The sequence below is a fragment of the Rhizobium sp. P2_G2 genome (assembly GCF_056403555.1).
Map to the genome: position 1 here is coordinate 1 of NZ_JBFUFF010000105.1, position 20,748 is coordinate 20,748.

Genomic DNA, 20,748 nt, shown 5'->3' on the forward strand with positions numbered 1-20,748 from the left:
GACCCTCCATAACACTAGAAAGGAATAGCCATGAGCCACGTTGCTTACGAGCTCAAGGCCGAGCTGCGCGATCGGGTTGGTAAGGGGTCCTCCCGCGAACTTCGCCGCAACGGCCTCGTTCCTGCGGTCATCTATGGTGACAAGCAGGCCCCCATCTCCATCGCGCTTCCGGTCAAGGAGCTGACGCTCAAGATCCATGCCGGTGGTTTCATGACGACGGTGGCAACCATCGACGTCGACGGCAAGAAGATCTCCGTCCTGCCGAAGGACTACCAGCTCGACCCGGTCAAGGATACCACTGTGCATGTGGATTTCCTACGCGTGTCGGCGACCACCAATGTGACCGTTGAAGTGCCGGTCCACTTCGTCAACGGCGAAAAGTCGCCCGGCATGAAGATCGGCGGCGTGCTCAACATCGTGCGCCACGAAGTCGAGCTGCATTGCCCGGCCAATGCCATCCCGGAATTCCTCACCGCTGACCTCAGCGGCCTGAAGATCGGCGACGGCGTCCACATCTCGCAGGTCAAGCTGCCCGAGGGTTCGACCCCTGTTATCGCCGACCGTGACTTCACGATCGCCACGATCGTCGCTCCGGCCGCCGGCGTTACCGAAGAGGCTGCTGCCGAGGCCTGATGCAAGGCGGGTCTCCCGCATCATCAAAGAACGACTGACCCCGCTCGGTTCCCCTGCCGGCGGGGTTTCGTTTTGTGCGCCCGGACCGTGAATAGAATTGCGGTTCCGGTTTTCAGCAGAATTTAAGACATGCTGGTGTAAGAACGCGGACGAAGGGGCTGGGGGGCACGCATCAGCCACGGTATGAAATTCGCGTTGCGGAAGTTCCAGGGGTCGAATTGCGCCGATGTTGACGCATTCAGTCGAGAACCGCTTCATTTCGATCATCTTTGCCGTCCTGGTATTGGTCGTCGCGCCTCTCTTCGTCCTGTTTTTCCATCTCTCCGAAGGCAGGTCCGCCAAGGATGCCGCCGACCGCAGCCAGATCATGATCGAGGCGAACGCCAAGGCGCTCGGCAAGCCGCTCTGGGATTTCGATGACGAAAGCGTCGAGCAGATCGTCAAGGCAATGGCAGCCAGCCACGTCGTTGTGCAGATCGCGGTCCACGATCTCTCGGGCCAGATTCACGTGGCGATGCCCGAGAAGGCCGATGTCGGCAATTCCACGCGCCTCTCCCTGCCGATCACGTATCGGACGATCGAGGGGCTCAAGACCGTTGGCCAGATCGACATGTATGTCGCGCGGCGGTCGCTGTTCGACGGCACCTATCGAGACGAATGGGCAATCATCGCCATCTTCGTCTTCGCCGTGCTCGTCGTCTTCGTGACCGCGATCGTCGGAAACCGGCAGTTGGTGATCAAGCCGCTGGCGCGGTTGACGGCGGCCATCGAGGCGACGCGGCGGCTCGGCTCTCGCCATAAGGTCGACTGGGTTTCCGGCGATGAAATGGGCACGCTCGCCGCCAATTTCAACGAAATGCAGGACCATCTGGCCGCCGAGGAGCGACAGATCCGGCTGGCCCACGAACGCGCGACGAATATCTATAACCGGACGCCGGCCATGCTCTACTCGGTGGACGCCGGCGACCGGTTGACGGCGGTCAGCGACTATTGGCTGCGTGCGACCGGCTATGACCGCGATGACGTGATCGGGCAGTCGTTCGAGAGCTTCGTCATCGACACCGATCGGCCGATCTACGAGGCACGCCATGGCGTTGCCGGCGGCATCACGGTCAAATTCCGCCGCTCTGACGACAGCTTCCTGGACGTGTTGATCATGGAAGCAACGGTCGCCGAAAGCGAGATGCAGGGCGAACTGTCGCTGGCGGTGATGACCGACGTCACCGAACTCAAGGCCGCCGAGCAGCGTAACCATCTGCAAGCGATCACCGATCACCTGACCGGCCTGCTCAACCGCCAGGGTTTTGAACATGCTCTCGAGCAAAAGATCAAAGTCGCCGACAGCGAGAAATCTGCACTCGCCTGCCTGTTCGTCGATCTGGATCGCTTCAAGTGGATCAACGACACGCTCGGCCACGGCGTTGGCGACCGGGTGCTGCAGCAGGTCGTGGCGCGAATGCGCTCGCAACTACGCTCTGTCGATACGATCGCACGGATCGGCGGCGATGAATTTGCCATCCTGTTGTCGGCTTCCGCCGCAGAGCGGACCGGGCTCGACGTTTCGAACCGCATCAGCCGCGCCATCGAGCAGGTTTTCGAGGTCGATGGGCAGACGCTCAATCTCAGCGCTTCGATTGGCGTGGCGCTCTATCCGGAACATGCCGAGAATGCTGCTGAATTGCTGCAGAAGTCGGATCTCGCCATGTATGCGCGCAAGCGCAACGGCAAGAACGGCGCGCGGCTCTTCGACCCGACGCTCGCCAATGCCGCCCGCAACCGGGCCAAGATCGAAGCCTATATCGAAACGGGGCTCAAGGAAGACTGGTTCGACGCCTATCTGCAGCCGATCCTCGACCTTAAGACCGGCCGTGTTGCCGGCTTCGAAGCGTTGATGCGCCTCATCCATCCGGAACAGGGCGTCATACCGCCTGCCGGCATCATCCAAAATGCCGAGGAGACCGGCGCCATCATCCGCGTCGGCGACCGCATTTTCGAGAAGGCTGTGGCGCACTTGGCTCATCTCCAGCAGCATGAGGCGCTGCGGCAGATCTATGTCTCCGTCAATATCTCGCCGTTGCAGTTCGAGCCCGGCCTGCCGGAAAAGATGATGATGACCCTGATGCGCAATGGCGTGTCGCCGCGCAATATCGTCATCGAGATCACCGAAGCGGTGCTGATGCACCACAATCCACTGATCCAGCAGATCATCGAAGCTTTCGGCAAGGCCGGCTATCGCGTGGCGCTCGACGATTTCGGCACCGGCTACTCATCGCTCAGCTACCTGCACAAATTCCCGGTGGACATTATCAAGATCGACCAGTCCTTCGTCCGCTCGCTCACCGAAGACGGGGAACTGGCGCGCAAGAAGAGCCGGATGCTGGTCGAAGGGATCAATACCATATCCCACCAGATGAACTGCCTGGTGGTCGCCGAAGGTATAGAAAAGGCGGAGCAGCAGGACATGCTGGCCCAGATGGGCGTCGATGCCGGTCAAGGCTATCTGTTCAGCCGGCCAATGCCGAGCCGTGACATCATCGAGAAATATGCCTTCCCGGAAGGGCGCATCCCGGCGGCAAAGCAATTTGTATCTTAGACACATGGATATCACGAGACAGGAGCGTGCCTTGAAAATTTGGATTCTTCTTTCGAGCTTGCTTGTTGCAACGACGGCTCATGCCGATCCCCTCAAGTTGGTGACGGAGGAATATCCGCCTTTCTCCTATCGCGAGGCGGGCGCCTACAAGGGCGCCTCGGTCGACCAGGTCGACCTGCTGATGAAAGACGCCGGCCTGAAATATTCGATCGAAATGATGCCATGGGCGCATGCGCTGGCGCTGGCGGAGACGCAGGATATGACCTGCATCTTCACGACGGTACATAACCAGGAACGCGACAAGCATTTCAAATGGGTCGAGCCGCTGCTCCTCGACCGCACGGTTCTGATCCGCAGGAGCGGCTCCGGTATCAATCCTGGCACGCTCGCGGAGGCGACGAAGTTTGTCGTTGGCACCCAGCGCGGCGATTTCACCGCTGATCTGCTCAAGGAGAAGAAGTTCCCCAAGGTTGACCTGGCGAGTGATTTCAATCTTACCCTGAAGAAACTGCTCGCCGACCGGATCGACCTGATGCCGGTTTCGGAAAAATATTACGACAAGCTCAAGCGCGACGGCGTACATGTCGAGACCGTGCTCCTGCTGACCGAACAGATCTATTCGATCGCCTGCAACAAGAGCGTCGCCGACCAGGATATCGCTAAGATGCAGACGAGCCTCAACCGGCTGATCCATGACGGGACGCAGGATCGGCTCTTCAAACAATACGGGCTCGATCAGCAGAGCAACTGATACCGACAGCACTGCCGCGAACGGCACCCGAGGCGCAAAGCCGGTTGGGGTCACGCGCGGCTTTGCTGCAGGGCAATTGGACTCGGGTGCCATGCCGGTTCGCGACGCTTCACGATTACGTCTGGCCGGGATCCTGGTCAATTGAAACCGCGATGCTGCAAAAGACCATTTTTGGATGTAATCTGGGATTGCGTTTTCGAGCGGATGCATGTGCGTCCGCGATCGGATTTTCCGTAAGGCAGCCATAGACCGTTGTGATCAGGAGGCTGGCAGCCACGCCGATAGGCCCCTTGCATATTCTTTTTGGAACACCGTAATTTAGCTGCTCTGCGGCCCGAGTACCGCTTCCCAGGCCTGGTCGATGATAGCGAGCTTGACAGCCTGCGCGGTGATATATTCCTGGCGGAAGCCGGCCGACACCCAGAGGTCCGAATGTCCGCGGCGCCCCTCCCAGCCGATCGAGCCAAGGTCCTCGGCCTCCTTCAGCTTGCGGGCGAGGTGGGTTCGCGACAGGCTGAGATGCGCGGCCATTTCGCCGACAGAAAAGGCCCCGACCCGGACGCGTTCGGCTTCGAGGGGGGCTTGCTCCATGTTGGTGATCAGCCAGTCCATGACCAGGCCGCCATTGTCGAGCCAGGTGAATAGCGAGAAGGTCTTGTCCGGCTGCCGCACCGCCTTGGCGGCAAGCAGACCGTCGGCGACCAGCGGCTGGACTCCAACCAGGGCGGATGGGTTTGCCTGGAATGTCGCGAACCGACGGCCGTCGGTCAGGCCATCGAGGGTGAAAAGATGGGACTGCAGCCAGCCGGCCAGCATGTCGATCGCGGGCTGCGACGGCAGCATGGGCCGAAGCCGCCGGTCATGGGCGGCTACCGATAGCGTGACATATTTATATTTCACCAGTTCCTTGATATAGGCGTCGGCCGTATTGCGGCTGGCGACACGGTGCTGCTCGACTCCTTCGAGGAAGCTCGACAGGTAGAGCCCGCCGCCCGAACCGCTGCTCAATGCGCGAAAATGCAGCGACAGGCCGATATGGGACATTAGCCAGCGCTGTTGCGTCGCGAATGTCGCCGACAGCCGGGAATCGCTGCTGAACATATGAAGCATTCTTGCCGATTGCGCCTGCACGTGATCGTGCAGCGCCGGCAGAGCGAGAATATCGTCTGCAGTCAGTGCCAAATGAATCTCCACCCCATTAGAGTTTCATTTTATCAATTATGCCGGGATTATGTCAGTTGCCCTGCCGACTCTTCCCCAAAAATTATCAGTCGAACAGGCTCGACACCGATTCCTCGAGGCTGGTGCGATTGATCGCCTCGCCGATCAGCGGTGCCGTGGAAATCACCCGGATATTGCGCGCCGACAGCACCCTGGTGGGCGGCTGGATGGAATCGGTGATCACAAGTTCGCGCAATTGCGACGAAGAGACGCGGTCAACCGCGCCGCCGGAAAGCACGCCGTGGGTGATGTAGGCTGTGACGCTCTTGGCGCCGCTGGCGAGCAGCGCATCCGCCGCGTTGCAGAGTGTGCCGCCGGAATCGACGATATCGTCGATCAGTAGACAGTCCTTGCCATGGACGTCGCCGACAATGTTCATGACCTCGGATTCGCCGGCGCGCTCGCGGCGCTTGTCGACGATGGCGAGGTTGCGGTCATTGAGGCGCTTGGCGAGCGCGCGAGCGCGCACCACGCCGCCGACATCCGGCGACACGACGACGACATTGTCAAGGTCGTAGGTCGACTTGATGTCACGCGTCAGCACCGGCACGGCGAACAGGTTGTCCGTCGGAATGTCGAAGAAGCCCTGGATCTGGCCGGCATGCAGGTCGAGCGTCAGCACGCGGTGGGCGCCGGCCTCGGTGATCAGGTTGGCCACCAGCTTAGCTGAAATCGGCGTGCGGCCAGAGGCGCGACGGTCCTGGCGGGCATAACCGAAATAGGGAAGAACGGCTGTGATGCGTCGCGCCGACGACCGGCGCATCGCGTCGATCATGATCAGCAGTTCCATCAGGTTGTCGTTGGCTGGGTAGGAGGTCGACTGGATGACGAAGACGTCCTCGCCGCGCACATTCTCCTGAACTTCGACGAAAATCTCTTGGTCGGCGAACCGCCGGACGCTTGCCTTGCCAAGTGACACATTCAAATAGGTGCAGATCGCCTCGGCCAACTGCCGGTTGGAATTGCCCGAGAAAACCTTCATGACCCGTTGCCTGTTTACATGCCGGATGCGGGCTTAATAACCAGCTTTCGCTTGAATGCAAGCGGATTCAACGGTTTTCCAAATCGGCCTTTTGCCACGGCCATGTCGATATGATCGCATCCTTCTATGTCACGAGAAATACGCTACCTTATGCAAGAGCTACCACCAGACTGGGATCGGCCGCCACGCGGCCTTTAGACCGATGCCCTTTGAGTATTTGAATGAACATCGCCGCCGAACCGAGCTGAAGAGGAGTGAGATCGGTGGGCGCATCAACGCGATCCGTTCCGAGATCGGGGTGCGGCAACACCCGCGGACGCGTTCGATGACGTGATACGGATCGACGAGCCGGCGCGAATACCACAAATATGCTTCGCGACCATTTTCGACCGTGGGACACTTGATCGAAACGGATTTGAACATATATATTCACAAATAACCTTATTTGTGAAAGCATAAGTTTTGTCAAAGGCTTCTCCTGCGATTGCTATCCTTCCCGGCGCAGCGGTCGCCGGTTTGGCCGCTCTCGGCGAACATTTGCGGATAGCGCGGGAGCGGCGGGGCGAAAGCCTGCGCGCCATGGCGCTACGGATCGGGATCTCGGTTCCAACCCTGCGACGCATGGAAGCGGGAGACGCCAAGGTGGCTATAGGTGTCTATGCGACGGCGCTCTGGGTATTCGGGAAATCGGCCGCTCTTGCTGATCTCATGAGGCCGGGTGACGATGACTACGCGACCATGCTGGATGTCGACCGCGCAAGCCGGAGAAGAGAAGTAAAATGAGCTTCAAGGGTACGTCCCTGGCGGTTTGGTTCCTCGGCGACGTCGAAAATCCTCGCCTGGTCGGTGAGGTGCGTCTCGAAAGCAGTTTTCGTCGATGCCTGCTTGAACTCGATGACGAATGGCGGCGGTCCGGCTTCGAGATTTCTCCGGATATCGGGCATGGGACGCGAATTCATGCTCCCAAGCGCGATCTGCTTGCGCCGGGCGCTCTGGACGATGCAATGCCGGATCGATGGGGGGAGCGCATGATCCGCATCGTTTTCCGCCCGCCACGCATGAGCCCGTTGGATCTGCTCTGGTACGCGGGGGACCATCGTTTTGGCGCGTTGGGAATATCATCCAGCTTCGACGAATACCGGCCGTCACCAGAACCTCCTTTGTTGCACGTGGAATCCCTTCTCGAAGCAGAAGCGCTTATCACTCGCGTCCTCGACAGGGACAGTCTTGGGGAACGCGAACGCCAACTCATCGCCAGCAGCGCCAGCCTTGGGGGCGCTCACCCAAAAATGCTCATAGAAGACGAGGGACAGGAGTGGATCGCCAAATTCCCCCGCGGAAGCAATGTCGATCAGCTCCTGATCGAGCATGCCTCAATGGAGCTTGCCAGGCAGACAGGTCTTGATGTGGCCCCTTCGAAGGTTTTGCCGGGCGGCGTCGATCACATCTTGCTGGTTGGGCGTTTCGACCGAAGGGGATCAAGGCGAGTCCACGGCGTGTCTGCCCGGACGATGCTTGCCGCAGAGGCCGATGACACATACGCGACACTCTCGTCCCTGTTGCGTCGACATTGCGCGACGGGGGAAATCCGTTCGCAACAGCGCGAACTCTTTCGAAGAATGGCGTTTAATATCATGATCGACAACACTGACGATCATACGAAGAACCACGCGTTCCTGCGCGGCGAGGACGGCGACTGGCAGCTCTCACCGGCATTCGATATTCCACCTCAGATGAATGGCCTCGGTCTTCAGGCGATCCAGATTTCCAGTGACCCGAAGCGTCAGAACGACTTTGGCATTGGACACGCAATGGCTGCCGCCCCACATTTCGGCATGTCAAAAGACGAAGCGCGGAATGAATGGAACGAGGTGGCCGGCTGGGTCAGTGAGTGGAAGACGGTGTTCGCCGCGTGCGGCGTGACGTCGGCAGATCTGGATTATCTTTCCATCTATCTCGATTCAGAGCCGATGCAGGAACATCGGAAGGATTCGATTGCTCCTTCCAAGGCGATACCGGCTGCCGACGGAGAGAGCCGCTCTCCGTGAGGTCCGATCCCAGAAGCTTGCGGAAATGCAGAGGGAGCTGGGGGCAATTCCTACATAACCCCTGATATATGGATGCATCTGCCGCCCCAGGTCGGCCTATTTCAGGATTTTCTCAAATAGCGTTTTCTTGAAGCGATCGACCGGCGCAGGGTCCCGATGCGCCTTGGCCAGCAGGTTCGCACCTTGCAGGGACTGCAGGATCAGCGCAGCCGTCTCCGTCACGTCGAGATCAGCGGGGACCTCGCCCGCTTCGACCGCCGCCCGCAGGCAATAGGCGTAGGCGGCTTCGATTTCGTCGAAAACGGATAGCAGCTTGTTGCGCATCTGCTCGCTGTCCACCGAGGCTTCGGCGGTGAAATTGCCGAGCATGCAGCCCCGGCGCATGCAATCCCCATTCAAGAGATCGCGGCCGGTGTCGATGCAGGCTTCGAGCCGCTGTAGCGGCGGGCGCGTGTCATCGAGCAGCGTCTTTTCCAGCACGTCTCTCGTCGCCGCCAGGTAGCGATCGATGATCTCCAAGCCGAACGCTTCCTTGGAGGCGAAATGGTTGGTGAACGAACCCTGCGGCACGCCGGCGGCGGCGACGATGTCACGCACGCTGGCATTGGCGTAGCCATGCTCGTGAACGACCCGCAGGCCTGCTTCGAGAATCTTATCCCTGTTCGATGTTCTGGACATGCCGACAAAGTGGTGGAGCGGGGTGGTTTCGTCAAGCGAATCGAGAAAAATATGTACGAGCGTATTGATGGGTCTTGAATTAAAATATGTACGTCCGTATTTTTCCGGTGGATGCAGTTATGAAGGTACGCATCGTCCAACAAGGAGTTTTCCAGATATGAGCGAACAAGTGGTTCTCATCACCGGGGCACTAACCGGCATCGGCCGTGCCGCCGCAGTCGCCTTTGCCCGCGAAGGCGCCAAGGTCGTGGTCTCCGGCCGCAGGCAGGAGGCGGGCGAGGCGCTGGCCGACGAGCTGCGCGGCCTGGGCACGGAGGCGGAATTCGTCAAGGCGGACGTGCGTCATGAGGACGAGGTGAGGGCGCTTGTCGACAGGACCGTGACCCGATTCGGACGGCTTGATGTCGCCGTCAACAATGCCGGCACCGAGGGGCAGATCGGGCCGATCACCGACCAGACCGCGGACAGCATTGCCGAAACCTTCGACACCAATGTCGTTGGCACGGTGCTTGGCATGAAACATCAGATCAATGCGATGAAGGCCAACGGCGGTGGCAGCATTATCAACGTCTCGTCGCTGCTCGGCCACCGCGCCGCCGCCTATACCTCCATCTACACCGCCAGCAAGCACGCCGTGGAAGGCCTGACCAAGGCCGCGGCGCTCGAGCTTGCCGAGGCAGGCATTCGCGTCAACGCCGTGGCGCCGGGGGCGACGGAGACGGGAATGCTGAACCGGTTTGCCGGCAGCGACGAGGTCAAGGCATCCTTGGCGGCGAGCATCCCGATGAAGCGGATCGGCCATGCCGACGAAGTCGCCAATGTCATCGTTTTCCTCGGTTCCAACAAGTCGACTTTCGTCACCGGCCAGATCTACAGCGCCGACGGCGGCAAGAATGCCGGCTGACCAGAGTGTGAAGTGCGGGCGCGCCCTTGTGGCCAGCCGCTGACGGTCAAGGAGGTCGGGCGCACGACGCCCGGCCTCATTCCTGCTCCCGCCAGATTCGGCGCAGCATGTCGAGGAAAAGGTCTCGCTCTTGCGAGCTCAGTCGAGCGAGCATTCGCTGCTCGTGCCGTGCGGCCATGGCACGCCAGCTGTCGAGCTCGTTTCGTTTTTCCGGATTAGGATAGAGCCGCTGGATGCGCTTGTCCTCTTCGTCGTCCCGCTTGAGGATGATGTTTCGCTCATCCAGCTCCGCCAGCAGGGCGACGATGTTGGCGCGTTGCAATCCCAACAGCCTGCAGATCTCGGCCGAGGTGATGCCCGGCTGCTCGTCGATGACACAAGCGACGCTGAAGCTCGTCGGCCTGAGAAATGTCCTTGCGAACATGTCGCCGAAGTCGCTCATCATCAGTGCCGAGGCGCGGCGGAGATTGTAGCCGATCAGGTCGTCCAGTCTGACTTTTGGTGGCGTGTCGTTCATGCGAGGTCCATGTCTTGCCAAATCCATATTGCTATGTCATATAGCAATTATCGGCCGCGCAATAGCGGCGTCCCGCTCTAGCATGACTGGGCGGCGGCGAGGAGGAGAGATCATGAGTGAAATAGCAGATACGGTGGCTTTCGACATCGAGGACGGAATTGCCTGGGTGCGGTTCAACCGGCCAGACAAGCGCAATGCGATGAGCCCGGCGTTGAACCGGCGGATGATGGAGGTGCTCGACGCGATCGAGTTCCGCGACGATGTCGGCGTCCTGGTTCTCAGCGGCGAAGGCGCGGCATGGTCGGCCGGCATGGACCTCAAGGAATATTTCCGTGAGACCGAGGCCAAGGGCCTTGGTGCCACGCGCGGTGCGCAGCGTGAATCCTATGGCTGGTGGCGGCGTCTGCGCTGGTACCAGAAGCCGACGATCGCGATGGTCAACGGCTGGTGTTTCGGTGGCGGCTATGGCCCGCTGTTTGCCTGCGATCTTGCCGTTGCGGCTGACGAAGCGCAGTTCGCGCTCTCCGAGATCAACTGGGGCATATTGCCGGGCGGTGGGGCAACCAAAGTGGTTGTCGATCTGCTGTCCATGCGCGATGCCATGTACCACGCGCTCACCGGCGAACTCATCGACGGCAAGAAGGCAGCGGCCTGGAAGCTTGTCAATGAAAGCGTGCCGCTCGCGGCGTTGAAGGACCGCGTGACCGAGATCGCCAAGATCCTGCTGACGAAGAACCCGGTGGCGCTGAAAGCCACCAAGGACGCGATCCGCCGCGTGGCCGAGATGACCTATGACAATGCCGAGGATTTTCTCGTGCGCGCCCAGGAGGCGGCGAATTTCCATGACAATACCGGCCGCAAGGAGGGCATCCGGCAGTTCATAGATGAGAAATCATATAAGCCCGGATTGGGCGCCTACGACAAGTCCAAAGGCTAGCGGCTCAGGGAGGGAGGAGGATGCCAGACTGGAAAACACCCGACCCGGTGGTGCTGCATGCCCGCGCCACGCCGGATAAAGTCGCCTGCGTCGATCTCGCAAGCGGCCGGCAATGGACCTATCGCGAATTCGACCTGTCGATCGGCCGGATGGCGGCCTGGCTCGCCGACGCTTTCGGCATTCAGACCGGGGAGCGAATTGCCACGATCGCCCGCAACAGCGCCGATCTGCTCATCCTGCAGCAGGCGGCGATGCGCCTGGGGGCGATCTTCGTTCCCGTCAACTGGCGGCTTTCGCGCCAGGAGCAGGCGCAAATCCTTGCCGACTGTAGTCCGGCGATGCTGGTGACGGACGAAGATTCTACTTCGATGCATCTGCCGGCTGGTTGTCGGCCTCTCGATATTGCGACACTTGCGGCTAGTGCCGCCGCTGCCGAGCCCTCCGAACGGCGGGAACTGCCGCCAGCCGATGCGCCGATCATCATCCTCTACACATCAGGGACATCGGGAAAGCCGAAGGGCGTGCTGATCACCGGGCAGAACGCGTTTGCCACCGCGGCAAATTTCGGCGTGCTGGGACAGGTCGGGCACGACAGTGTTTTCCTCTGCGACACGCCGATGTTCCACGTCATCGGCCTGATCACCTCTATCCAGTCGCCGCTCCTGCAGGGCGGTCGGGTGCTGATGTCGGCCGGGTTCGATCCCGTCGCCACCAATGATCGGCTGGCGGCCGAAAGTCTCGGCGTCACGCATTATTTCTGCGTGCCGCAAATGGCGGCCGCGTTGAAAGGGGCGGCCAATTTCGAGCCGCAACGCTGGAGGACGCTGAAAGCGCTGTTCACTGGCGGTGCCCCCAATCCGCCAGCCAATATCCGCTGGTGGTTGGAACAGGGCGTCAAAATGGTCGACGGCTATGGCATGACCGAAGCCGGCACGCTGCTCGGCATGCCGCTCAACGCGGCGCGGATTGCCGAGAAGGCCGGATCTTCGGGCCTGCCGCCGCCGGCTCTGTCCATGCGGCTTGCCGATGATGCGGGCGAAGTCGTGGAGGAAGGTGCCGTCGGCGAGGTCCTCGTCTCTGGCCCGAGCGTCACGCCGGGTTATTGGGCGCGGCCGGAAGAGACGGCGCGGGCTTTCACCGCCGATGGCTGGTTCCGCACCGGTGACCTCGGCAGGCGAGACGCGGACGGCTTTGTCACCATCGTCGACCGCAAGAAGGACATGTTCATCTCGGGTGGCGAGAATGTCTATCCGGTCGAGGTCGAGGCTGTGCTGATTGCGCATCCGGATGTGCGGGAAGCGGCCGTGATCGGCATCGCCGATACGAAATGGGGCGAGGTGGGCCGCGCTTTCGTCGTGGCGGCACCAGGGGCTACTCTGACAGTCGAGGCGTTGGCCGAGCATTGCGCCAATGCTATCGCGCGCTACAAGGTGCCGAAGGAATTCGTCTTGATCGAGAGCCTGCCACGCAGTGGCGCCGGCAAGGTGCTGAAGAATCTGCTCAGGGATCGGTAGCGTTCGTTGTTGAGGGACGCGGACGAAAAATAGCCCGCGTCCCAGCCGTATAGCCGATCAGTTCAGATCCGCTTTGGCATCGCTTTCCGGAGAGCACGAGGTGAAGCGCGTCGTGCAGGCCACGCCCATGCTTTCGCAGCGTTCCAGTGCCGTCTGGGCCGCTTTCCTCGAATCCTTATGGATGAAATAGGCGAAGTTGTCGCCGGTCGGTTGCTCTCCCTGAATGCGCGCCAGGCTGAAGCAGGAATTGGAATAGGTCGCCAGCGTCTCGCAATGTGAGCCGGACTTGTTGCGGCACATTTCATTGACATTGGTCACCGCAGCATCCTTGCTCGGCTGGTTCTGCAGGTGATAGACGGCGCCCGACGTATCGATCGCGGTGGCGCCCCAGATCGTTTCCTGAGGGATTTGCGCTGTCGTGGTGTTGTCGTCACTGGTCTTCGACTTTGTCTGCAGTTCGGCCACCGTCTTTTCCAGGTCGGTCTTCTGCTGCTGCAGCGCTGTGAAGCTCGCCGTCATTTTCTTGAGCTCGTCGGCATAGAGGTCGCGTTCCTCCTGCAGGCGGCTGGACGTCTCGGATTGCGGCGGCAACGCCTGCGTGGCGCCTTGCTGGTTGTTGTCCGCATCGGCGACAAGCTGTTCGTTGCGCTGGTTGGCCGAGGCCAGATTGGCTTCCGCGTCCTTGAGCTTGGTGTTGGCGTCTGCCAGAGCCTGTTCGCGGTCGGAGAGCTGCTGCTGGGTCTTGTCGAGCTCAGCCGAAAGCGAGGTTACCTTCTGATCGAGTGCGCCCTTTTCGAGACCGGCTTCCGTCGTCTTGTTGGCAATGGTTTTCAAAGCGTCGATCTGGATATTGGCGACCGAAAGCTTGGCCTGCACGTCGCGCAACTGCGAGTCACGTTGCGCCACCTGCTGCTTCAGCCCATCCATCTGCTTGTTGAGATCGCCGGTCTGCTTGGCAAGGTCGTCGTTCAGCGCCTCGGCTTCCTGCTTGGCCGTCTCCTTGCTGGAATTAAGGCTATCACTGGCGTCTGCGAGCTTTTCCTGGGCATCGTGCAGTGCCTGCTCGCGATCTGCGAGGTGGCTGTTGGCCTTGTCGAGATCGGCGCTCAATGATCCGATCTTCTTGCCGAGCGCGGCAATCTCGGCCTTTGCCTTGTCGCTGGCGTCCGTCTTCACCGCTTCCAATTGCGTGGTCGCGGTGGCGAGCTTGGCCTTCAGTGCTGTGATGGTCTTTTCTTTTTCGGTCAGGCTTTTCCGAGCGGCGTCGCGGTCCGCCATCAGCTTCTTCGTCTCGCCTGCCAGGCTGCTGGAACTCTTGTTCAGGGAGGCTGCCTTGGCGTCCTTGAGCTGGCGATCGAATTCCCATTTCTGCCGTTCGATCTGGTTGGCCGCAGCCTCACGCATCTCTTTCATGGCGGTGCTGCTGCCATAGCCGTTCCAGACGGCCCCGATGGCGGTGCCGGCGACAAGGCAGATCGCGGCGGCGATGGCAATGGGTTTCCAGGTCGAGGGGCCGTTGTCGTTGTCGCCCAGCAGAGCCGGCTCCGGCTTGCTGTCGCGTCTGTCGTCATCATCGAGATCGTCATGCATGATCGACGGTTCGAAGGAATCCAGCAGCAGCGGTTCGGAAGGCGTGGAAGGCTTGTCGCCGGCCAATGCCTTCACCACAGCCGGTTTGGCTGGCCCAGCATCTGCCTTCCCGATCTCCTCGACCGGAGGTTGGGTCTTTTCAGCCAGCTTCGTCTCCGCCGGGGTTTCGGCCTTGACGACCGGTATTGTCTCTGTCGGAGTCTTGGCTTCCGTCGCCGAAACGCCATCTGTCATGTTTGCGACAATCGGCGCGGCGACGATGGCAGCATTTGCTTCGTCAGCCTCGTTTGCATTGTCATCAGTGTCTTCAGTCGGCGTCTCTTCCGCAAGGATATGTTCGATCGGCATCGCGATCGGCAATGGCCAGGTCAGAAGCTCCTGGAATTCGCCGGTGGGCTGGTCGAGCACGAGGTTGGTCCCCGGCACGATCCGGCGCGCCAGTTCGGCGGCGATCGGGACGGTGACAAGGCCATCGGCGGTGGTCGCCTCGGAGGGCAGAATTGCCGCATTCTTCGACCAGCCACGCTTGGTCAAATATTTTTCGGTATAGGGATCGCGGAGCCGGAAGCGTGTCTCGCTCAGTTCGGCGCCGCGGATTTCGATCGCGGCGGCACCCGAAGAGGGGTCATGCCTGACTGATATATCCGTCACGTGTGTGAAACTCCATGGTTCACGTTGAATGCCGTCCCTTGCTGAATTCTTTTGGGCTGAATTCTTTTTTGCCGCTTGTAGTTGGGCAGATTGGCGAGATTAGGACGAATTGCGGCTTGTCCTATTTCGCTCTCTAAATCGCCAATTTAGGCGCTCAAGCCTTCGCGGAGCGTGCGTGGCGCAGCCCCGTTCCTGAGGCTCAGCCCTGCGACTGCAGCCACTTCATATATTCGGCGATCGTTGCATTGCCGATCTGCTGCATGACTTCAGGCGGCACGTTTGACCAGGCGTCGGAGGCCCGGCTCGGCACACTTTCCTGGCCCTGGATACGGTGCAGGCGGGAACCGGCATTGTCGAGCACATCCCAGACATAGACGACCGTGATCTTCTTGCCGTCGGCGAAAGCGGAAAGATAGCCCTTGAGCACATGCTTGGCGGTCTGGTCGCTGGAGCCGCGGATCACCAGGCCATTGGCGCGGGCGGAATTGCCGAGCTCGCGCGACAGCGGCGTCACCGCCTGCACCGGTGCGCCGATGATCGGCAGGAAGCGGATCGTTTCGGCGTTGGTATTGGCGCTGTAGAGGTTGTTTGCCGGCTTGGCGTCGCTGTTGGATTTATAGAGATTGGCACTCAGCGTCGTCGTCTGCTGGGTATTGTTGGCGACGACGGTGTTGTTGGGCTGGGTCATCGACGGGTTGGTGTCGCCCCGGTCCAGCGCCTGCTGCTGGGCCTCCAGCGTGTTTTGCGGCGCCTGGCCATTGTCATCCGGCTGGCTGGACGCGTCCTCATCGATTTTCGGATAGCGTTTGTGGGTCTGTTGCCGTTCGACCGGCTGGTCGTTGCGCGCCGTCTGCGTGCTGTCGGCGTTCGGGACATCGGCCTTCGGCGTCAGCGCATCGGTGTTGCAGGCGGAAAGCAGGAGGCAAAGACTGGCGGCGGCCAACGCATGATAAAGCCCGCGCATGACTCAAAACCTCCGCCTTTGCCCCAATGGCGAAATTTATGATCGTTTCGTCGCCAGGGGTCAATTCCCAATTGTCATATGGAAATCATGTCAAGGCTATGGCGGCTCAAGCTTTTCGGCGCTTCCGCCGTGGTAAGGTAGGTCCGGCCGAGGGTCATGGCCGTGCCGGTTTCCGAATCCATGATGATCATATGGACGAACAGCGTCATGCCCGGCAGGATCGGCTCGGGATTGCCGACATGGAACATCTGATGCTCCATCCATGACGGCGAGAAGCGGGCGCCGACGGAATAGCCGCAGGCGTTCAGTCGGTGGCGGGCCAGCCCGCGTTCATCCATGATCCGCGCATGCGTGTCGAACACGGTGCCGAAGGTGTTGCCCGGGATCAGCACCAGCTCGATCGCCTCGATGGCGTCGCGGCAGGCGGCATAGAGTTCCTTCTGGCGGTCGTTCGGCGTGCCGACAATGACGGTGCGCATCATCGGTGCATGATAATGAGCATAGGCGCCGGCCCATTCGAGCGTCAGCTGGTCGACCGGGTCGAGCTTGCGGCGGCCGGCCTTGTAGCGGCACAGAAGGGCGTCGGCGCCGGAGCCGATGATGAATTCATTGGCCGGATAATCACCGCCGCCGGTGAACACCGCGCCCTGCATTGCGGCGAGGATGTCGGCCTCGTCGGCGCCGGGCTTGATCAGGGCAAGCGCTGCATCGAGCGCATCGTCGGAGAGTGCGGCGGCCTTTTCGGCATATTCGATTTCGGCGGCACTTTTGACCAGGCGCAGGCGGCTGACGATATAGGAGGCGTCGACCAGCGTGCCGAAACTCACCAGCTGGTGGTCGAGCAGCTTGGCGTTGCGACCGGTCAGGCCGTGCGTGTCATATTCGACGCCGATGCGTTTGCCCAGCAGGTCGAGGTCCATCAGCAGGTTCTTGAGGTCGAGCGCCGGGTCGGCATTGATGCGGTCGACCCAGATGCGGACGTCTTCCAGGATCGAGGTCAGCTTCGCCTGGCGCAGGTCAGCCGAGCGGGTGAGCAGCACCATCTGGCCATCTGCCTTGACGATCAGCGACTGGAAGAAGCAGTAGCCGAACGTGTCGTAGCCGGTCAGCCAATACATGCTCTCCTGGGCGAAGAGCAGGAGAGCATCGAGCTTCTCCTCCTTCATCCGGGCTTTGAGGAGTTCGAGGCGGGCGGCAAATTCCTCCCGGGTGAAATGCAGAGCCATGGTGTCAACTCTCCCTGAGCATGATTGCCGATATCTGGCGGCCGTAGTCCGGCTCTTGGCGGTGGGTGGTGCGGCGATACGAGAAAAAATTCTCCTCGTCGGCATAAGTGCAGATGTCGAGGTTTTCGGCGCGGATGCCGGCAGCTTCGAGACGGCTGACGGTCAGGCCAGGCAGATCGAACATGCTATGGCCGGGCTTGACGGAAGAGACAAAGAATTTTGCCCAGTCCGGATTGGCGGCGATGAAGCGCTCGACGAATTCCGGCCCGACCTCATAATTTTTCTGCGCGATCGACGGGCCTAGGCTGGCGACAATGTTCTCGCGGGCAGCGCCGAGGCGGATCATCGCTTCGATGGTGTTTTCAAGCACGCCGGTGAACGCGCCCTTCCAGCCGGCATGGGCAGCGCCGATCACGCCCGCCTGGGCGTCGGCGAATAGGACCGGACCACAATCGGCTGTGAGGACGCCGAGCACGATGCCGGGTTGGGTCGTGACCTGGCCGTCGGCTTCGGCACGCTCGGACGGCGCGTCGGTGACCGTCACCACGTCAGGCGAATGGATTTGATAAAGTGTCGCGAGATGATCGGTGTCAGTGCCGAACCAGTTGGCGACGCGGGCGCGGTTTTCGCGGATATGATCGGGATTATCTTTCGAGCCGAGGCCGACATTGAGGCCGGCATAGAGCGGGCCTTCGGACATGCCGCCCTTTCGGCTGAAGAAACCGTGGGCAACGCGGCCGGCGGTTTCCGCAAGCAGCGGGCTCTGCAAGGGCGACAGGCCGGATCTGGGGGCTACGTTCATCGGGTGGCCTCGTATTTCTGATTCGAACATATAGACGGATCGGCCCGGTCCCCGCGACCGTCAAACGCGACATAGATGGCGGTGACGGGCATGGGTGTCAATTGGCAAATATTGGGTCGGGCGCCGCCGCGCTGCTCCACCCCTGCCGGATAAGACACAATTGCCGAATGCAGTTTCAAGCCTCGAACGGCGTCAGCTTCACTTCTGGGCTGGAAACGGCGAGGACCTTGAAAAGTTCACCCATTTCACCTTTCCGGTCGCCGACCAGTCGTTCGACCGCGGTCAGGATTTCCGCCTGCTGTGCGCTATCCTTGCCGGCTCCCAATGCGCCAGCGCGCTCGGCGATTCCCAGTTTCAGCAGGAATTCGCCCTGTGCCATCATGCCGTTGACATGGACGGAGCACGACTGCGCCGCCTCCGCCAGAGCGGCGAAATCCACATGGCTGGTGAGATCGGCTTCGCCGGGATGGGCGAGGGGCGGATCGAATGCATGGTTCAGCACCGCCTGCAGCGTGTCGCCGAAGCCAGGTGCCAGATGGCCGTAATCGATGAACAGCGCGGTGCCGCCGGATCTAAACAGCCGGTCGGAGATTGCCTGCATGACGGCGCTGCGGGCCGGGGCGATTTCGGCGATGGTGCCGGGCGGCACGTCACGGTGGCCGGCGGGCAGTAGCGACGGATCCACGCCGCCGACGCCGGCGGCGAAGGTCAGCCCTTCATTGCCGTCGAGGCCGACGAGACGCTCGCGAAATCCTTGCGGTATTTTCACGAACTGGCGGATCGGTACGGCATCGAAGAACTCGTTGCCGACCAGCAGTAGAAATCCATCCGGAAGTTCGTCGAAGCCATTGTGCCAATGCGCCTTGCCGGCATGGGCGGCCAAAGTCTTGGCCTGTATTTCGGCCAGGACCGGGCTGGTCTCGATAAGGTGGACCGTGGCGATCTCGTAGAGTTCGGGCGCGAGCCGCGCGACGACCCGCAAAATGTCTGCCATCATCGTGCCGCGGCCAGGGCCAATCTCGGCGATGCGGACGGCGCGCTTCGGCTTGAGGTGTCGCTCCCAGGCGTGGACGAGGAAAATGCCGATCATCTCGCCGAACAACTGGCTGACTTCCGGCGCGGTGACGAAATCGCCCCCGCGGCCGAACGGGTCGCGGGTCTTGTAATAACCGTATTCGGGGTCGGCGAGGCAAAGGGCAAAATAGTCGGTGACGCTGATCGGTCCGTTGACGCGGATGATCGCCCTTATCTTTTCGGCGAGCGGGGTCATGCGGCGCCTATGCGAGCTTCAATGCCGCCGCCCTGGCCCGCCAGATGCCCCAGAGGCCGATCAGCAGCATGGGGGTGGAGAGCAGCATGCCCATGGTCAGCCAACCGCCATAGAGATAGCCGAGCTGACCGTCCGGCATGCGGACGAACTCCACCAGGATGCGCGACAGCGCATAGAGCGTGACGAAGACGCCGGAGACGAGGCCGGGCGTTTTAAGACCGCGGCGGAAGAAGATCAGGAAAGCAAGGACCAGGCCGGTGACCAGGCCTTCGAGGCTGGCTTCGTAAAGCTGGCTCGGGTGGTGGGCGAAGGGTTCATCTGCGGGAAAAACCACCGCCCAAGGCAGGTCGCTTACCTTGCCGTAGAGCTCGCCATTGATGAAATTGGCGATGCGGCCGAGAAACAGGCCGAAGACGCAGGAGGCGGCCACGACGTCGAACAGCGACCAGACGCTGAGTTTGCGCCGATAGGAGAAAAGGATCATCGCGATCACCGTTCCGGTGATGCCGCCATGGAAGGACATGCCGCCATTCCAGATCTCGAAGGCGCTGAGCGGGTTGGAGGCATAGGCGGGCAGATCATAGAACAGCACATAGCCCAGCCGTCCGCCGATCACGATGCCGATCGCCGCCCAGAAGACGAAATCGTCGATGTCGAGCTTGGTCATCGCAGGCGTGTCGCTGCGCCAGAGTCTGGGCGTCGAGACGATGGTGCGGGCATAGAGCCAGCCGAGCAGGATGCCGACGACATAGGAAATGCCATACCATTTCACGGCGATCGGGCCGATCTGGAGGGCGACCGGATTGATATTGGGAAAGGGCAGGATCGCCAGTTGCTGGAAGGCTTCGATCAAGGCTTTGGGTCCGATTGTCCGTTCGGGTGCTGAGGGCGGCTTATAGCAAGGTTATTTTCGCGGCAACAGAGCCTCTCTCGCGATCCGGAAATTTGCCGCTCAGGTGGAATTTGCTTGCAAGCGACCGGGCTTGCTCCTACCTGAAAGACCATAGGGTTGAACCTTCGGAGGCATCGATGAACACCGGATCCAATCGCATTCTCGACGATTTCGCCAAGCTGATGACGGACGCCGCCGGTGCTGTGCAGGGTGTCGGCAAGGAAGTGGAAACCGCCTTCAAGGCGCAAGCCGAGCGCTGGCTCAACAGCATGGACCTGGTCAAGCGCGAGGAATTCGAAGCCGTGCGCGAAATGGCAGTGAAGGCGCGTGAAGAGAATGACGTGCTGACCGCGAGGCTTGCCGAGCTCGAGGCGAAAATCGCCAGTCTTTCCAAGTAAATCTGTGGATAGCGGGCTTGGAGATTATCCACAGCCCGTTTGACGTTATCTTCAGAAAAATCCGGCCCTGTGGATAGGGCCGAAAAACCTTTTTCCGAGAGTCGGTTATCTCCAGAATTTGAATCTGATTATCCGGCTCTCCGATTCTCGATTTGCCGAAAATGCGAACCATGGGGC

General features: G+C 60.8%; 19 protein-coding genes. 9 read left to right on the forward strand and 10 right to left on the reverse strand.

The window, feature by feature from the left end; genetic code table 11:
• The first annotated feature begins 30 nt into the window (after positions 1-30).
• From AC1D06_RS35850 to AC1D06_RS35860, 3 genes are all read left to right on the forward strand, one after another.
• Entirely contained in the window at positions 31-633 is a 603-nt protein-coding gene (locus tag AC1D06_RS35850) for a 50S ribosomal protein L25/general stress protein Ctc (RefSeq protein WP_477875614.1), read from the forward strand.
• Between the two features lie 229 nt (positions 634-862).
• A complete protein-coding gene (locus AC1D06_RS35855) occupies positions 863-3,226 on the forward strand; it encodes a putative bifunctional diguanylate cyclase/phosphodiesterase (protein ID WP_477990483.1) in 2,364 nt (787 codons plus the stop codon).
• 31 nt (positions 3,227-3,257) lie between these two features.
• Entirely contained in the window at positions 3,258-3,977 is a 720-nt protein-coding gene (locus AC1D06_RS35860) for a substrate-binding periplasmic protein (RefSeq protein ID WP_477875615.1), read from the forward strand.
• A 318-nt stretch (positions 3,978-4,295) separates the two neighbouring features.
• On the opposite strand, the gene AC1D06_RS35865 is transcribed toward AC1D06_RS35860, so the two are convergent.
• On the reverse strand, positions 4,296-5,159 hold the full coding sequence (locus tag AC1D06_RS35865) for a hypothetical protein (RefSeq protein WP_477990473.1): 864 nt from the start codon (positions 5,157-5,159) through the stop codon (positions 4,296-4,298).
• An 85-nt stretch (positions 5,160-5,244) separates the two neighbouring features.
• A complete protein-coding gene (locus AC1D06_RS35870) occupies positions 5,245-6,180 on the reverse strand; it encodes a ribose-phosphate pyrophosphokinase (protein ID WP_477875617.1) in 936 nt (311 codons plus the stop codon).
• A 516-nt stretch (positions 6,181-6,696) separates the two neighbouring features.
• Between AC1D06_RS35870 and AC1D06_RS35875 the strand changes: the two genes are divergently transcribed.
• Positions 6,697-6,963, forward strand: a complete 267-nt coding sequence (locus tag AC1D06_RS35875; RefSeq protein ID WP_477990484.1) for a helix-turn-helix domain-containing protein — start codon at positions 6,697-6,699, stop codon at positions 6,961-6,963.
• Positions 6,960-8,228 (forward strand): type II toxin-antitoxin system HipA family toxin, encoded by a 1,269-nt coding sequence (locus tag AC1D06_RS35880; RefSeq protein WP_477990474.1) that lies wholly within the window; start codon positions 6,960-6,962, stop codon positions 8,226-8,228. The genes AC1D06_RS35875 and AC1D06_RS35880 overlap by 4 nt, the downstream gene beginning before the upstream one ends.
• A 96-nt stretch (positions 8,229-8,324) precedes the next feature.
• On the opposite strand, the gene AC1D06_RS35885 is transcribed toward AC1D06_RS35880, so the two are convergent.
• Positions 8,325-8,906 (reverse strand): TetR/AcrR family transcriptional regulator, encoded by a 582-nt coding sequence (locus tag AC1D06_RS35885; protein ID WP_477990475.1) that lies wholly within the window; start codon positions 8,904-8,906, stop codon positions 8,325-8,327.
• A gap of 157 nt (positions 8,907-9,063) precedes the next feature.
• Between AC1D06_RS35885 and AC1D06_RS35890 the strand changes: the two genes are divergently transcribed.
• A complete protein-coding gene (locus tag AC1D06_RS35890) occupies positions 9,064-9,810 on the forward strand; it encodes an SDR family NAD(P)-dependent oxidoreductase (RefSeq protein WP_477875619.1) in 747 nt (248 codons plus the stop codon).
• A gap of 76 nt (positions 9,811-9,886) precedes the next feature.
• Here the strand turns inward: AC1D06_RS35890 and AC1D06_RS35895 are convergent, their stop codons facing one another.
• Positions 9,887-10,327 (reverse strand): MarR family winged helix-turn-helix transcriptional regulator, encoded by a 441-nt coding sequence (locus AC1D06_RS35895; RefSeq protein ID WP_477875620.1) that lies wholly within the window; start codon positions 10,325-10,327, stop codon positions 9,887-9,889.
• Between the two features lie 112 nt (positions 10,328-10,439).
• Between AC1D06_RS35895 and AC1D06_RS35900 the strand changes: the two genes are divergently transcribed.
• Together AC1D06_RS35900 and AC1D06_RS35905 are read left to right on the forward strand one after the other, a co-directional pair.
• A complete protein-coding gene (locus AC1D06_RS35900; protein ID WP_477990476.1) occupies positions 10,440-11,264 on the forward strand; it encodes a p-hydroxycinnamoyl CoA hydratase/lyase in 825 nt (274 codons plus the stop codon).
• Positions 11,265-11,284: 20 nt separating this feature from the next.
• Entirely contained in the window at positions 11,285-12,778 is a 1,494-nt protein-coding gene (locus AC1D06_RS35905; RefSeq protein ID WP_477990477.1) for an AMP-binding protein, read from the forward strand.
• Between the two features lie 57 nt (positions 12,779-12,835).
• Here the strand turns inward: AC1D06_RS35905 and AC1D06_RS35910 are convergent, their stop codons facing one another.
• The 6 genes from AC1D06_RS35910 to lgt form a co-directional block, all read right to left on the reverse strand.
• A complete protein-coding gene (locus tag AC1D06_RS35910) occupies positions 12,836-15,019 on the reverse strand; it encodes a DUF4189 domain-containing protein (protein WP_477990478.1) in 2,184 nt (727 codons plus the stop codon).
• 199 nt (positions 15,020-15,218) lie between these two features.
• Positions 15,219-15,983, reverse strand: coding sequence for a hypothetical protein (locus AC1D06_RS35915; protein WP_477990479.1), 765 nt, complete (start codon positions 15,981-15,983; stop codon positions 15,219-15,221).
• Positions 15,984-16,057: 74 nt separating this feature from the next.
• Positions 16,058-17,209 (reverse strand): M24 family metallopeptidase, encoded by a 1,152-nt coding sequence (locus AC1D06_RS35920; RefSeq protein WP_477990480.1) that lies wholly within the window; start codon positions 17,207-17,209, stop codon positions 16,058-16,060.
• 4 nt (positions 17,210-17,213) lie between these two features.
• Positions 17,214-18,011 (reverse strand): peptidoglycan editing factor PgeF, encoded by a 798-nt coding sequence (gene pgeF / locus AC1D06_RS35925; protein ID WP_477990481.1) that lies wholly within the window; start codon positions 18,009-18,011, stop codon positions 17,214-17,216.
• Positions 18,012-18,186: 175 nt separating this feature from the next.
• Positions 18,187-19,281 (reverse strand): class I SAM-dependent methyltransferase, encoded by a 1,095-nt coding sequence (locus tag AC1D06_RS35930; protein ID WP_477990482.1) that lies wholly within the window; start codon positions 19,279-19,281, stop codon positions 18,187-18,189.
• Positions 19,282-19,288: 7 nt separating this feature from the next.
• Complete coding sequence (gene lgt / locus AC1D06_RS35935; RefSeq protein ID WP_477875628.1) at positions 19,289-20,134, reverse strand: prolipoprotein diacylglyceryl transferase; 846 nt, start codon at positions 20,132-20,134, stop codon at positions 19,289-19,291.
• Between the two features lie 176 nt (positions 20,135-20,310).
• Between lgt and AC1D06_RS35940 the strand changes: the two genes are divergently transcribed.
• Entirely contained in the window at positions 20,311-20,571 is a 261-nt protein-coding gene (locus tag AC1D06_RS35940; protein ID WP_477875629.1) for an accessory factor UbiK family protein, read from the forward strand.
• Positions 20,572-20,748: the final 177 nt, after the last annotated feature.

Bases quoted from the DNA above. Each gene is read 5' to 3' on its own strand.
- AC1D06_RS35880 (WP_477990474.1), top strand. From the start codon at position 6,960: ATGAGCTTCAAGGGTACGTCCCTGGCGGTTTGGTTCCTCGGCGACGTC.
- AC1D06_RS35890 (WP_477875619.1), top strand. From the start codon at position 9,064: ATGAGCGAACAAGTGGTTCTCATCACCGGGGCACTAACCGGCATCGGC.
- AC1D06_RS35850 (WP_477875614.1), top strand. From the start codon at position 31: ATGAGCCACGTTGCTTACGAGCTCAAGGCCGAGCTGCGCGATCGGGTT.
- AC1D06_RS35930 (WP_477990482.1), bottom strand. From the start codon at position 19,281: ATGACCCCGCTCGCCGAAAAGATAAGGGCGATCATCCGCGTCAACGGA.
- pgeF (WP_477990481.1), bottom strand. From the start codon at position 18,011: ATGAACGTAGCCCCCAGATCCGGCCTGTCGCCCTTGCAGAGCCCGCTG.
- AC1D06_RS35920 (WP_477990480.1), bottom strand. From the start codon at position 17,209: ATGGCTCTGCATTTCACCCGGGAGGAATTTGCCGCCCGCCTCGAACTC.
- AC1D06_RS35940 (WP_477875629.1), top strand. From the start codon at position 20,311: ATGAACACCGGATCCAATCGCATTCTCGACGATTTCGCCAAGCTGATG.
- AC1D06_RS35900 (WP_477990476.1), top strand. From the start codon at position 10,440: ATGAGTGAAATAGCAGATACGGTGGCTTTCGACATCGAGGACGGAATT.
- AC1D06_RS35870 (WP_477875617.1), bottom strand. From the start codon at position 6,180: ATGAAGGTTTTCTCGGGCAATTCCAACCGGCAGTTGGCCGAGGCGATC.
- AC1D06_RS35905 (WP_477990477.1), top strand. From the start codon at position 11,285: ATGCCAGACTGGAAAACACCCGACCCGGTGGTGCTGCATGCCCGCGCC.
- AC1D06_RS35895 (WP_477875620.1), bottom strand. From the start codon at position 10,327: ATGAACGACACGCCACCAAAAGTCAGACTGGACGACCTGATCGGCTAC.
- AC1D06_RS35885 (WP_477990475.1), bottom strand. From the start codon at position 8,906: ATGTCCAGAACATCGAACAGGGATAAGATTCTCGAAGCAGGCCTGCGG.
- AC1D06_RS35915 (WP_477990479.1), bottom strand. From the start codon at position 15,983: ATGCGCGGGCTTTATCATGCGTTGGCCGCCGCCAGTCTTTGCCTCCTG.